General features: G+C 65.8%; 11 protein-coding genes. 6 read left to right on the forward strand and 5 right to left on the reverse strand.

What is annotated here, in order from left to right; all coding sequences use genetic code 11:
• Both LC066_RS20595 and LC066_RS20600 read right to left on the reverse strand, forming a co-directional pair.
• On the reverse strand, positions 1 to 503 hold a 503-nt coding region (locus LC066_RS20595), incomplete at its 3' end, for a hypothetical protein (protein ID WP_224903188.1).
• A 164-nt stretch (positions 504 to 667) separates the two neighbouring features.
• On the reverse strand, positions 668 to 2,848 hold the full coding sequence (locus LC066_RS20600; protein WP_224903191.1) for a polysaccharide biosynthesis tyrosine autokinase: 2,181 nt from the start codon (positions 2,846 to 2,848) through the stop codon (positions 668 to 670).
• Between the two features lie 334 nt (positions 2,849 to 3,182).
• Between LC066_RS20600 and LC066_RS20605 the strand changes: the two genes are divergently transcribed.
• Entirely contained in the window at positions 3,183 to 4,337 is a 1,155-nt protein-coding gene (locus LC066_RS20605; RefSeq protein ID WP_224903194.1) for a glycosyltransferase, read from the forward strand.
• A 211-nt stretch (positions 4,338 to 4,548) separates the two neighbouring features.
• Here the strand turns inward: LC066_RS20605 and LC066_RS20610 are convergent, their stop codons facing one another.
• Positions 4,549 to 5,418: a hypothetical protein gene (locus LC066_RS20610; protein ID WP_224903196.1), complete on the reverse strand. Its 870-nt coding sequence runs from the start codon at positions 5,416 to 5,418 to the stop codon at positions 4,549 to 4,551.
• Complete coding sequence (locus LC066_RS20615; RefSeq protein ID WP_224903200.1) at positions 5,418 to 5,684, reverse strand: hypothetical protein; 267 nt, start codon at positions 5,682 to 5,684, stop codon at positions 5,418 to 5,420. The genes LC066_RS20610 and LC066_RS20615 overlap by 1 nt, the downstream gene beginning before the upstream one ends.
• A gap of 257 nt (positions 5,685 to 5,941) precedes the next feature.
• Between LC066_RS20615 and LC066_RS20620 the strand changes: the two genes are divergently transcribed.
• The 5 genes from LC066_RS20620 to LC066_RS20640 all read left to right on the forward strand — a co-directional run bounded on the left by LC066_RS20620 (position 5,942) and on the right by LC066_RS20640 (position 12,521).
• On the forward strand, positions 5,942 to 7,096 hold the full coding sequence (locus LC066_RS20620) for an acyltransferase family protein (RefSeq protein ID WP_224903202.1): 1,155 nt from the start codon (positions 5,942 to 5,944) through the stop codon (positions 7,094 to 7,096).
• Between the two features lie 271 nt (positions 7,097 to 7,367).
• Entirely contained in the window at positions 7,368 to 8,675 is a 1,308-nt protein-coding gene (locus LC066_RS20625) for a polysaccharide pyruvyl transferase family protein (RefSeq protein WP_224903205.1), read from the forward strand.
• Entirely contained in the window at positions 8,672 to 9,886 is a 1,215-nt protein-coding gene (locus LC066_RS20630; RefSeq protein ID WP_224903208.1) for a glycosyltransferase family 4 protein, read from the forward strand. The genes LC066_RS20625 and LC066_RS20630 overlap by 4 nt, the downstream gene beginning before the upstream one ends.
• A gap of 26 nt (positions 9,887 to 9,912) precedes the next feature.
• On the forward strand, positions 9,913 to 10,998 hold the full coding sequence (locus LC066_RS20635) for a nitroreductase family protein (RefSeq protein WP_224903211.1): 1,086 nt from the start codon (positions 9,913 to 9,915) through the stop codon (positions 10,996 to 10,998).
• Positions 10,995 to 12,521 (forward strand): oligosaccharide flippase family protein, encoded by a 1,527-nt coding sequence (locus tag LC066_RS20640; RefSeq protein ID WP_224903212.1) that lies wholly within the window; start codon positions 10,995 to 10,997, stop codon positions 12,519 to 12,521. The genes LC066_RS20635 and LC066_RS20640 overlap by 4 nt, the downstream gene beginning before the upstream one ends.
• A 2-nt stretch (positions 12,522 to 12,523) precedes the next feature.
• On the opposite strand, the gene LC066_RS20645 is transcribed toward LC066_RS20640, so the two are convergent.
• Positions 12,524 to 13,579, reverse strand: coding sequence for a glycosyltransferase (locus LC066_RS20645; RefSeq protein WP_224903215.1), 1,056 nt, complete (start codon positions 13,577 to 13,579; stop codon positions 12,524 to 12,526).
• Positions 13,580 to 13,582: the final 3 nt, after the last annotated feature.

Consider the following 13,582-nt stretch of genomic DNA (forward strand, 5'->3'; position numbering starts at 1 on the left):
CGGGTCGAGAATTCGGCGGGCAGGGTGTGGATCGTCGCCGCATCGGAACACCGGATCCGCACATCACCGGCCGTGGTCCGCAAGGTCGCCCCCGACAGCTGCCAGTCTCCGGCCGGGATATAGGCGACACCCCCCAGCTCGCGGGCGATCTCGATCGCCTGGGCTAGGGTCTCGCGGATGTTGAAGGCCGAGGCCGTGCCCAGATCGGCGACCGGCGTCGGCAGGGCTCCCAGGGCGGTGATCGGGATCTGCCCGTCCGGCCCCGGCTGCAGACGCAGGCGGACCCCCTGGGCGGTGATGACATGGTAGTCCACCGAGGTCAGGTCGCGCTCGATGAACTGTACGCCTTCGGCCTCCCAGACCGAGCCCGCGCCAAAGGCCGGCAGCTGGCTGCCCAGCAGATCCTGGAGCGACCCGAAGGCCAGGCCGAACTGGCCGTCAAGCAGTCTGTAGGAGGGGTAGTACTTGGTCTCCGCTGCGCTTGGCGGATAGATGATGGCCATAGGCTGATCCTTTTCGCAACAGGCGCCACTGCCGGGGACAGGTGGCGCGGATGTGCGGAAAGGTCGGAGGCTTTGCTTAAGAAGTCACTCGGGCAGCGCGCGCAGGACCGGCGGACACGCCCCCCGAAAGGGGCGTGCGCAGGGGTCCGTGCCCGCGGGCGGCCTCAGTTCACGTAGTACTTGCCACCATAGCCATAGCCATAGCCGTAGCCATACTTGTGGCCGTAGCCGTAGCGCCGCATCCCGGCCGGGCTGATCTTGTTCAGAACCAGGCCGTTGACCGGGTGGTTGACGCTTTCGAACAGGTCCAGCGCGGCCTCGACCTGGCCCCGCTCGGTGCGGTCCCAGTGCACGACGAAGAGGATGGCATCGACATGCTGGGCGATGACCCGGGCATCGGGCACGACCAGAACGGGCGGCGTGTCGATGATGATCTGGTCATAGTGCTGGCGGGCTTCCTCGATCATCCGGCCGAAGCTCTGCGAGGAGAAGAGGTCGGCGGCGTTGACCGAGCTGTTCTCGCCGATCAGCACGTCGGCATCCAGGCGTTCGTCGTGGATCACGGTTTCGGCCAGGGTGGTCTCGCCCGACAGGACCGAGATCAACCCGTGCTCCTGCTCGGTCTTCAAATACTGGCCGAACACGCGGCGACGGATATCGCCCTCGATCAACAGGACCTTGCGGCCCATGCCCGCCATGTTCTGGGCCAGGGAGATCGAGACGGTGGTCTTGCCCTCCCCCGGCACGGCCGAGGAGTTCAGAATCACCTGCGGCGGCTGGTCGACGTTGGACAGCAGGACCGAGGTCCGCAGGTTCCGCACCGCCTCGGCGGCGGCCGAGGTCGGGCGCGATTTCAGATAGCCGATCGTGTCCCCGCGCCGTTTCACGGGCAGCAGCGGAATCTGGCCCACCACGGGGCGCCCGGTCTGGGCTTCCAGGGCCTGGGCCGTGCGGAAGGTGTTCTGGCGCAATTCCATGAACAGGATCACGGCGACCCCGACAACGGCCCCGAGGAAGCCGCTGAAGGCCAGGATCATCTGCTTGTTCGGGGCCGAAGGCGAGAAGCTGACCACGGCCTCCGACAGCAGCCGGCTGTCCGCCTGCTGGATGCCTTCCTGCACCGAGAGTTCCTTCAGGCGCGACAGGAAATGCTCATAGAGCAGGCGGCTGGCATCGGCCTCGCGCTGCAGCTGCTGCAGGGTGAACAGGTCGCGGCTCTGGCTTTCGATCTGCTCGCTCAGCTGCTCTTCCGAAGCCTGCAGCGCGGTGAGCTGGCTCTCGGCACGGCTCCGATCCTGTTCCAGCCGGTTGGTCAGCAGGGTGATCCGCTGCTCGGCCTGGGCGACGGCGGTGGCGCTGGCGCTGCTCAGCATCCGGTCCAACTGCGGATCGTCCAGGATCTCGGCCTTCTGTTGCGGGGTCTGCGCTTCGGAAAGCGCGGTCAGTTTCGCGGCGTTTTCTTCCTGCGTGGCCAGGGTGGACGCGATCCGGTCCCGCAGGTCCTTCAGTTGACGCCCCATGTTGTCGAGGGTTTCCTGACTGATCAGATCGGTCTGGGTGCTGAAGGCTTTCACTTCCTCCGATGCGCTTTCCAGATCGCTCAGCAGCTCCGCGACCCTTTCGCTGAGCCAGGTGGTGGCCTGTTCCGTGGCATCGAATTTCACGCCCAGCTGGTCGGCGATATAGACATCGACCAGGGTATCGGCGATCAGCGCTGACTTCGCCGGCTCTTCGGTGGTGGCGGTGATACGGAAGACAAGGCTGCCCCCCAGAATGCTGATGGACAGCTTGCGGTTCAGCACATTGATCGCCGCATTGCGGATCCGTGCCTGGCGCTCACTGTCCGAGATCGTCGTGCGCTGCGCAATTTCCGCTTCCGTCGGCGGGTTCATCAGGTTGCGGATCCGGGTTTTCAGGCGATCCATGGATGACGGGGGGCGCAGCGACCCGTTGAATTCCGGATCGCTGGTCAGATCCAGCCGGTCCACGACCTGCCCCAGAAGCTGCCGGCTGCGCATCACCAGGATCTCGGAGTTCATCACCTTGCTGTCCGTCGACAGGTTGTCGACGACGCTGGCCAGGTTGACCACCTGTTCCTTGCGGGGGTTCAGCATGACATCCGCGCTGGCGGTATATTCGGGCACGGCCACCTTGTAGGCGTAGTAGCCGCCCATCATGATCGCCACCACCATGCAGATCGCGATGATCCATTTCCCGCGCCAAAGGGTCCCCAGAATAGCGCCCAGGTCGATGACTTCCTCTTCGGAGGCCTGACCCTGACCGCCGGACTGACGGCCGCCGGGTTCGGAGGAAGATTGGAAATGTCGAGAGAGAGACTGATTCATACCGGAAATCTGCTTTTCACAAATATGCCCTGCCCCCGGGGACACGAGGGCATGGCGCAACGTTACCAGCGGCGTATGCCACCGACTAGAACTTATGAGGGATTGGCGCCGGGGCACAGCACTTCCTCACCCATCTGCGGCTTTTCGCCAAAACCGTGGGCTTCTTCCGCAAGTTGTTCCCGGCGCGCCCAAAATGGCCGCACCCGCCGGCGGGCAGATGCCGCTCTGCACCCGCCCTCCGGGCTGCTGCTTGACCCTTCGGACGTTCACGGATCAACTGGAGATGTTTTTCCCCCGGCCCCCAGGCCGGGTCACATTCACGTCCGGGGCTATTTTGAAAATAGAGACTTTTTCCGAGCTCGATACGCTCGACATCGGCATCGTGCATGACTGGCTGCCGACCGTCGGCGGGGGGGAAGGTGTCCTGAAGGAAATGGTACGCCTGTTTCCCCAGGCCCATGTCTATACTCTTTTCGATTTCCTGACTCCGGAAGAGCGCGCCCAGGTGGTGGGCAGTGCCCCGCTGAGCGTCAGCCGCCTGAACCGGCTGCCCGGGGTGCGCCGCTACTACCGCTACCTGCTGCTGCAATGCACCCGGGCGATCGAGGAATTCGACGTCACCGGCCATGACGTCGTGCTCAGCTCCTCGGCGGCGCTGGCCAAGGGGGTGATCACCTCCCCCGATCAGAAGCACGTGGCCTATGTCCACAGCCCGGCCCGCTACGCCTGGGACCTGACACATGAATATATCGGGGAACTGGGCGGCCTGGGCGGCGCGCTGAAGCGCCGCGCGGCGCGCGAGATGATGCATCGCTTCCGCAAGTGGGACATGCGCACGGTGAACCAGGTCGATACCTACGTGGCCAATTCCCGGTTCATCGCCCGGCGGATCTGGAAGACCTGGCGCCGCGAAGCACAGGTGATCTATCCGCCCGTCGACACCTCTGCCTTCGACATCGGGACGAAGCCGCGCGAGGAGTTCTATTTCACCGCGTCCCGCATGGTGCCCTACAAGCGGATCCCGATGATCGTGGAGGCCTTCAGCCAGAGGCCGGACCTGCGGCTGGTGGTCTCGGGCGACGGGCCCGAGATGGACAGGGTCCGCGCCGCGGCCGGGCCCAACGTGACCCTGCTGGGGCATGCGCCCTTCGACGTGATGCGCGACCACATGCAGAGGGCGCGCGGTTTCGTCTTCGCCGCGCGCGAGGATTTCGGTATCGTCCCGGTCGAGGCCCAGGCCTGCGGCACCCCGGTGATCGCCTTGGGCCATGGTGGAACGGCCGAAACCGTGCGAGACCTGTCCCAGGATGATCCAACCGGGGTCTGGTTCCGTGACCAGACCATTCCCAGCCTGTTGGAGGCCGTGGACCGGATGGAAGAAAACCTGGACGCCTTCAATCCTGAAACCTGCCGGCGCAATGCGCTCGGCTTCGGGGTCGACCGGTTCCGCCGGGAACTGGCCGAATGCGTTGCTGCGCAGCTCCGCTAGGGGCTGCGCTCTGCCCCTAGGGCCGGGTCTGGGCCCGGTGATAAGAGACTTTACGGAGGGAAAATGAAACGTAGGACCTTTGTCGGGCTCGGGACCCTTGCGATGCTCGGGGGGGCCGCTCCCGCCGTGGCGGCGGGCCCTACCTGGAGGGAATCTTCGGCCGCCCCGTCGCATCGGTAGAGGCGCCGGAAGCGCCTTCGGGGCCGGCAGGTCAAACCAGGGTTCCGGCCAGGTGAATCGCCAGGCTGCGCAGATGCGGTCGGCTCTGGGTCGGCCACCAGCCTGTCGAGAGGCTCTGCCCGCCGAGATCCTCCCGCGAGAGATCATCATAAGTCAGGCGGATGTCGTAGCTGCCGCTCCAGCCCGAGATCCCGGGCTGATCGGCGGCCCGGCTGGCCTGGCTGGCGGCGCTGAGGACCGGGCTGGTCGCCGTGGCGCCCGCCTCGACCTGGGCGGCCCAGAGGTACACCTCCAGCCCAGTTGTGCCGAAGCCGTATTCGGCGCGGTTGTCCAGCAGGAAGCGGCTGGAGGTGGCATCGGCCAGGCCGGTGACCTCGAAGCGCTGCCAGCTGGTCCCGAGGATGATCGAGACGTTCGAAGCGAAGCTGTTGGAGAGGTTGCGCAGCCCGATGGTGGCGGTCTTGTTGGCCCGGATCCAGATCGAGGTGGTATATTGCGCCCCGTTCGTGGTGGCGAAATCCTGGTAGAAATAACCATCGCCCAGGCTCCAGCCGGGCAGGCTGGTGCCCTCGGGGCCGGTGACGCTGCCGCCCGAGAGAGAAGCCGCGCTGCGGGTCCAGGCGGCCTCCGAGAAATCTGCGGCGTGCAGCAGCAGGTTGGTGGCGGCGGGCTCGATCAGCAGGCCCCGTGTCGCCAGGGTCAGCGGGTCGTGGTCGAAGCGGGCGATGTCGGCGGCCAGGCTTTCATGCTGCCCGGCGGCATTCACCCGCAGCGCCGGACTGGTGCGGGTCAGCGTGACACCGCCCGGCAGGCTGGTGCCGGTGAACTCGAAGCGGGCCAGCGGATACGGCCCGCCGCGCCGGGCGGCCAGCCCGGCAAAGGTGCATGTCGTGCCCAGCATCAGATCACCAGGAAGGCATGGATGCCGCTGGCGGTGGTGCCGGTGGCCAGGACGCGCCGGGTGGCGACCGGCAGGATGGCGAAATCGGTGACCGCGACCACCCGGCTTTCGCCCTTGGCGGTGATGAAGGCCAGGTCGCCCCCCCCTTCCACGTAAAGCGACAGGGCAACCTGGGGCAGGTCGGTGGCATCATCGGGGGTGACCGGCAGGATGTCCTGACCCGGTCCGGTGAGCGGGGGAACGCGGTTCTTGAAGGGGTTTTTCACGTCATGCTCCATGCGATTGCGGCGGGATCCGACGGCCTTGTCAGCCGGGCCCGTGCAGGAGAATGGTAAGAGAAATCTTAAATCCTTCTTGGGGAACCGTGCGCGCCGCCTGCTGCATCGGCAGGGTCCCGGCCGGACGGCGCCATTTCCGCGGGCCGGGCCCATTTGCTTTTGCGGGGGGGTGGGAAACAGGATAGGTCCTGAAGGGCGGGGATTTTCGCCATCCATTTTCTTCAAGTTTTATCGGGATTCGGACCATGCTGCGTTTCACCTCAATCGAGAGTCTGCGGGCCTGGATGGCCTGGTGGGTCGTTGTCGGCCATGCGCTGCACCTCGCCGGACTGACACCGGAAACGGTGTCCCATCCAATCCTGCATCGCCTGGTGAAACTGCTGACCGGCGCAGATACTGCGGTGAATGTCTTCATCATGGTCAGCGGTTTCGTGATCTGCCACCTGCTGCTGTCCAAGCGCGAATCCTACCTGCCCTATATCACCCGACGCTGGTTCCGGGTCTTCCCGATCTTCGCCTTCTGCGTGGGTTTCGCGCTGCTTATCCAGCCGCTCTACATGCTCACCTATACCCAGTTCGACTGGGTCTATGCTGCGGATATGCGTCTCGAGCGCGAGGCGCTGACCCAAGAGCATTTCATCGAGCACCTGCTGCTGCATGTGACCATGCTGCACGGCGTACTGCCGGACACGATCTTCCCCTATTCCAGCTCGACCCTGCTGGCCCCGGCCTGGAGCCTGTCGCTGGAATGGCAGTTCTACCTGCTGGCACCGGTGATCATCGGCCTGCTGGCCTCGTCGCGCTGGAAGATCGGCGCCGGGCTGGTCCTGGCCTGCCTGGTGCTGGCCTACGGGCTGGGCAAGGTGGATGTGCTGGACTGGCGCTATCCCTCCTTCCTGCCGCTGGCCATGCCGCATTTCCTGATCGGCATCGCCAGCCGCATGCTGATCGAACAGACGCGGTTCTCGCGCGGGGTGTTCTGGGCGATGATGGCGGTGGTCTCGATCTTCGTCGCCGACAAGCTGGCGGTGCTGGTCTGGGTGCTGTTCTACCCGATCGCCCTGTCCGAAGCGGGCAAGTTCCGCCTCGAGGGGCCGGTGCTGACCCCGCTGATCCGCCTGATTGCGCTGAACGACGTGGTGGCGACGCTCGGCAAGTGGTCCTATTCCACATACCTCGTGCATATCCCGCTCTTTGCGCTCTTTGTCGGCGGCTACACGGTGCTGACCGGCGGGCTGACCCAGACCGTGTCCTGGGGGCTGATCCTGCTGGCCATGGTGGTGGCGATCCCGGTGTCCTGGTTGCTCTATGAATGGGTCGAGCGGCCCTTCATCAAGCTGGGCAGCCGCGTCGCACGGCGCTATGGCGATAGTCAGCGTCAGGCCTCCTCTGCCGTCTGAGCCCGCGGCGCATATCCATTGCCCAACTTACGATCACCGGCAGCCTTCCGCCGGACCGAAGCGGGTGTGTTCGGCGATTTCCCCCCCTCTGGCTCGACACCTGTCAGGAGAGGCTCTAAGCCTTGGGGGAGCGATGTCCGCAGGGCCTTGTCCGCCTAAGAAGTGAGGTTCTCGGCACAGGGGAACGCAGGATGGCAACCTCGGGCCAGCCCCCCGTTTTAAGGGGGGAAGAGATGATTTTTTGTCATATTTGACAGGCAGATAGAGAGATATGAAACGTATTCTTAAGGCGCTGCTTCCGACCTCGGTCAGCCAGGGGATCCAGCAGGCCCGCGTGCAGAAGGCTTGGCAGGCGCCCCTGCAGGACTGGGCCCGGCTGGCGGCAGCCGCGCGCCCTGCCGACAAGGCCCATTCCAACCGTATCCTGATCCTTCCCAGCGACACCGATGCGATCACCGGCGCGCTTGGCGATGATGCGATGATCACCGCCACCGTGGAAATGATGCGCCGGGTCACCCCGGATCTGGCGGTCGACATGCTCTGCGCGCCAAGGGCGGTCGAGATCGTCCGCGCCAAGGGATTCACCCCGATCATCCTGCCCAGCACGCGCAAGATGCCGCAGATGCTGGACAAGCTGTTCACTGGCGCCCCCTATCAGGCGTTCTTCGCCCTCGGGGCGGACATCATGGACGGCTATTACAGCTCCAAGGTCACCGCCCGCATCCTGATCGCGGCCGACCTGGCGGTGCGCCACGGGGTTCCGGCGACGATCCTGGGCTGCAGCTTCAACGACCGACCCGATCCACAGCTGAAACCGGTCTACGAGGCGATCGACCCCAGGGTCGAGCTGAACATGCGCGACGAGATCTCGCTGGAACGGATCCGCGCCTTTGCCGATGTCAAGGCGCGGCTGGTGGCCGACAGCGCCTTCACCCTGACTCCGGGACGGCTGGAGCCCGAGGCCGTGACCTGGACCGAGGCGCGCCGCGCCGAGGGCCGCAGGGTGCTGGGGATCAATGTCCACCCGATGCTGATCAGGGGGGCCACGCCCGAGCAGGTGGCGCAGATCATCGACACCACCGTCGCGGCGCTGATCCGGGTCGCCGGACAGCAGCAAGTGGCCTACCTGATGCTGCCGCATGACTATCGGGGCGATGATGGCGATGCCCGCTGCCTGCTGCCGATCCACCAGAAGCTGCAGGCCGCCGGCGGGATCGAGAGCTACTTCCTCGAGGGCGAGCACCGCGCTGCCGATCTCAAGGCCATGGCCGGACAGCTCGATGGGGTGGTCACCGGTCGCATGCACTTGGCCATTGCCGCGCTCGGCATGGGGGTACCGGTACTCAGCCTGACCTACCAGGACAAGTTCGAGGGGCTCTATCGCCACTTCGGCCTGCCCTCCACGCTGCTGCTGCCACCGGCGGTCTTCGATCAGCAGGACAGGCTCGGCACCGCCATCAACAGCTTTGTCACCGAGCTGCCGGCCCTGACCGCGACCGTGGCCGCCGCCAAGCCCGGGGTGCTGGCCCTGTCGCAGGCCAACTACGCCCCCTACCTGAGTGAGGAGGCCCTGGCATGAAGGTCGTCCTGGTCACTTCCGTCCCGGCCTTCCCCACCACCGCAGGCAATCGCAGCCGGATCCGCGAGCTGGCCCGGGCCGTGCAGGAACTGGGTCATGAGCTGACCTTCGTCATACTGCCTGCCGAGCTGGACCAGGGCGATGCCGCCGCCCATGAGGCCGCCTTCGGCGCTGCGCGCGGCGGGCGCTTCGTGCAGCTGTCCAATGGTGGTGCGCTCGGACACCTCTGGTACCGTGTGCGCCGCAAGGCCCGCCTGGGCTGGCGCAAGGCCCTGCGGCTTCTGGGCATCGAGGCGGGGCATTATTCGGCGCTGGACCAGACCTGGTATGCTCCTTGGGCGGCGCAATTGGCCGAGCTGGGCCGCGACGCCGATGCGGTGATCGTCGAATATGTCTTCAACTCGAAGGTCTTCGACTGTTTCCCGGCCACGACCCGGCGCATCCTGGATACCCATGACGCCTTCGGCGAGCGCCACAAGCCCTATCTGGCACAGGGCATGACCATCGGGTACTGGACCTCGTTGCGCCTTTCCGCCGAGAACCGCGGTTTCCGCCGCGCCGATGCGATCTTGGCAATCCAGCAGGAAGAGGCCACCCGTTTTGCCGCGCAGATGGCGCAGGAGGGCAAATCGGAGGACAATCCAGAGGTCGCCGTGGTCAGCCACTTCCTGGATATCGACGCGCCGGTCGATGATTTCTCGGCATCGGAAACGGCGATGTTTCTAGCCTCGAACAACCCCTCCAACCGGCAAGCGATCCGCGAGTTCGTTGCCAATGTTCTGCCTTTGGTGGTCGAAAAGATGCCGGGCTTCGACCTGAAGCTGGTTGGGTCGATTTGCAAGGAAGCTCCCGACGGGCCCAATATCACCAAGCTGGGCCGGGTCGACGATCTGCGCGAGGCCTTCACCTTGGCGCCGCTCTCGGTCAATCCGATGTTGGTCGGCACTGGCATCAATATCAAGCTGTTGGACGCCATGGCGGCAGGGGTGGCCACAGTCTCGACCGAGACCGGGCTGCGCGGGCTGCCGGCGGAGTACCGCGCTGGCGTGGAAGAGGTCGGCGACCAGGATCACGCAGCCTTCGCGGCGCAAATCCTGCGCTTGGCCGGGGACGAGACCCTGCGCCGGCAGATCGGCGCGGCGGCCCATGCGGATGCGCTGCGCTGGAACGCAAAGCAATCGGCCCAGCTCAGCCGCTGCCTGGCGGGCTGAACGACCATGCGAGAGGGGTCCCTGTCATGCGGAAAGTCCTGAAGAAGATCGTCTTCTCCATTCCCGGAGGCCCAGAGGCCCTTGCGGCCACCCGCGCCCGCAAGCGGCGCCGGAAGGTCAACGCCCTGCGCCGCCGCTGCTATGCGGCGGATGTGGCGAACGATATCCGCTATCTCAACTGGCACCGAGAGGGGGCCGACTACTGGAAACTCAGCTCGGAACTGATCTTCCAGCATCACAAGCTGGAAAAGGGGCTCTGCCTGCCTCCCGAGGCCCGCGCCTGGTTCGGCCGTACCGCGGCGCTGGAGACCTTCCGCCTGATGGAGGAATGGAAGACTCATGGCTTTGATCGCTCAGCTCCGGTCTACCAGTCGGCCCTAGGTATCCTGGCCGCTTATCGCGCCCGGCTGGAGGGGATCGCCGACGACAACCCCGAGCGGCTGGAGCTGATCGCCCGCATCACCGCCTATCTCGAGGACACCGCCCCCGAGCCGGCCTATGCCACCCCCCTGCCCGCCCGGCCCGCGCCCGAAGGGGTCCTGCCCATGCTGCAGGAGCTGGCTCTGGCCCGGCGCAGCACCCGCAATTTCACCGACCGCAAGGTGGACCCGGCCATGGTGGCCGAGGCGGCGCGGATCGGCGCCCTGGCGCCCTCGGCCTGCAACCGCCAACCCTGGAAGGTGCATCTTTATGACGATCCGGCCCGTATCCGGGCGATGCTCGAGCTGCAGAACGGCAATTCCGGCTTCGGCCACACGGTGCCACTGCTGGCGGTAATCTGCGCCGACCAGGGCAGCTTTTTCGACAGCTCCGAACGCTTCGAGCCGGTTCTGGATGGTGGCCTCTTCCTGATGTCCTTCCTCTACGGGCTGCAGGCCCAAGGGCTGGCCAGCTGTTGCCTGAACTGGGCGGTGCCGCCCGAACGTGATGCCGAGGGCCATGCCCGCGGCGATATCCCGCCCGAGCACAAGATCCTGACCTTCCTCGCCGTCGGCCACCCGGCGCCAGGCGCCGTGGTGCCGCTTTCGGGGCGGCGTCCGCTGGAGGACACGCTCCACTGGCATTCCGAAACGGCCTCCGTTACCTCCCCTGCGGCGGCCGCCGCGCAATGAGCGAACAGAACGGCACCGCCCCGCAACAGCCCCCCGCCTCGCTGTGGAAGTTCGCCCGCAGCGGCGTGTTTTGGTCACTGATCAAGAGCTGGGGCTCGCGCTTCCTGACCTTTTTCATCTCCATAATCCTAGCGCGGCTGCTCTCGCCCGAGGAATTCGGCATCGCTCAGACCTCGGCGCTGGTGCTCAGCTTCGTGCCTCTGGTGGCCGAGTTCGGCTTCGGCGCCTCGATCATACAACGCCGCAACCTGAAGGACTACGAGGCCAACCTGCCCTTCTTCGCCACCCTGGCCGTCGGGCTGGTACTGCTGCTGGCGGTGGTCACCTTCGCCGAGCCGCTGCAGGCCTGGGTGCGCGGCAGCGAAACCAGCGCCACGACCGGGAACGACCTGTCGCTTTATATTTCGCTGGCAGCCGGCACCGTGCTGGTCAGCCTGCCGACGCTGTTCCAGGAGGCCTTCTACAAGAAACATATGAAGTTCAAGGAGTTGGCCCTGCGCCAGATGGTCTGCCACTTCCTCGGCGGCATAGCGGCGGTGGCGGCGGCCTTCGCCGGCTTCGGCATCTGGAGCTTCCTGATCCAGATCTACATCGCCAGCGTGACCTCGGCGATCTGGCTGTGGCGGCGGCCGCAATGGCTCCCCTCGACGCGGATCGACGTGCCGGCCTTCACCCGCATGGCCCGCTTCGGCCTGCCGATTGTCGGTCAGCGCTTCAACGATTTTTTCGGCACCCGGCTGATCGACGTGCTGATCATCAGCCAGAGCGGCCTCGCCGCCTACGGCCTCTATGCTGTCGGATCGCGGCTCTACCTGCTGATGCTCCAACTGCTGCAGCGGGCGCTCTACGACGTGTCGCTTTCGGTGCTGTCGCAGGTGTCCCATGACCGCGCCCGGATCGGGGGTGTCTACATGAAGACTATCGCACTGTCCTCGCATGTAATGAGCCCGATCTTCGTCATGGTGGCGGTGCTGTCACCCGAAATCATGCTGTTTCTCTTCGGTGACAAGTGGCTGGGGATCGAGTCCATCGCCACGCCATTGCTACTGCTTGGCGCGGTGCAATGCGTGCAACACATGAACGGCGCTTTCCTGACCGCGCGCGGCAAGCCAAGCCTGGTGCTGGTGACGGGCATCACCAAGACCGTGCTGACCGTGGCCGGGCTGCTGCTGCTGCCGGCGCACACGGTGGAAAGCATGACCATGGTCTTCGTGATCTGCCAGGCGCTGGTGGCCCCCCTTTCCTTCGCCATGAGCTGGCGGGAGCTGGGAGTCTCGGCCCTGGATCTGGCGCGTACCCTGCTGCAGGCCACGCTGCTTTGCGTCCTGGCCTTCGGCGCCGTGGTGCTGGCGCGGCCGCTGGTCGATCCCTGGTTCTCCTGGGCCCTGCCCCAGGCCTTGGTGCTGGGCATGGTCTTCTCGGCGGTCTACATCTCCGCCCTCCTGCTGGTCGATCCGGGCAAGATCGCCATGCTGCGCGACATGGTCGATCAGGGGCGGCAGAAAAAGAAAAAGGCGAGATGAGATCAGCGTGCCAGGCGGTGGTAGAAGGCCAGCGTCCCGGCGCCGATCCGGCTCCAGTCGAACGCCGCCAGATCGGGCTGCGCGCCACTGCCCCGCAAGGCCCGCGCCTCGTTCAGCGCCGCCTGCAGCTGCCCCCCGCTCAGTGCGCCCCCATCGATCAGCCGCACCCAGTCCTGCCCGACCGCCTCCTGCAACTCACGAAAAAGGGCATTGTCTGAGGCCAGGATCGGCCGATGGCACGATAGCGCAAAGATTGCCGCACCGGAGTTCAGGACATCCACATAGGGAAAGACCACCAGGTCCGCCTCGCGCAGGGCCGCCAGCAGCTCCTCCTCCGACAGGAAGCGGTCCTCGTAGCTCACGCTGTCCCGGTGACTGTCGGGCAGCTGCTCCAGTAGCTCTTGCAGCCGGAGATCCGGCTTGCTGCGGCTCATCTCGCCACAGATCCGGAGGCGGGCCTGGCCGGCGGGCAGTTGCAGGAAGCTTTCCAGGACCTTCCAGGCGTTCTTGTAGGGCGTGATCGCCCCGAAGAAGAGCAGCAGGGGCGGCCTGTCGGCAGGGGGCGCGGGGGTCCCGGCCGGGGCCGCGCCGATGAGGGGCAGATAATGACCATGCGGAATGATGGCATGGGGCGTGTCGCGCAGGGCCGGCCATTGCTTCAGCGCCTGCTGCGCCGAGGCGCGGGTCATGAAGATGACACCGTCGACACGGGACAGGAACCAGGGCCAGAAATACCGGGCCAGCCGTGCCTCGTTCTTCTGCCCGTGACGCTGGAGGTTGTGCGCGGTCCAGACCACCCGTGTCCCGCGCAACGCCGCCAGGAGGAACAGCAGCCGCAGGAAGATGTAGCGGGGCCAGAAACGCCAGCCCCGGCCCGAGGCCAGGAACACGTCGGGCCAGTGCAGGTGCAGGATCTCCGGCGCCCGCCAGGTCAGCAGGGACGCGCGGCTGAACTCCATCACCTCGCAGTCGCCGGCGCTCTCGATCTCATCGTACAGCAGCTTCTGAAACGGATTGCGGTCCGCGTTCCGGCGCGCTGGCCAGGCCAGGATTCTCATGTG

The organism is Pseudooceanicola marinus (assembly GCF_020177265.1).
GTDB lineage: Bacteria > Pseudomonadota > Alphaproteobacteria > Rhodobacterales > Rhodobacteraceae > Pseudooceanicola > Pseudooceanicola marinus_A.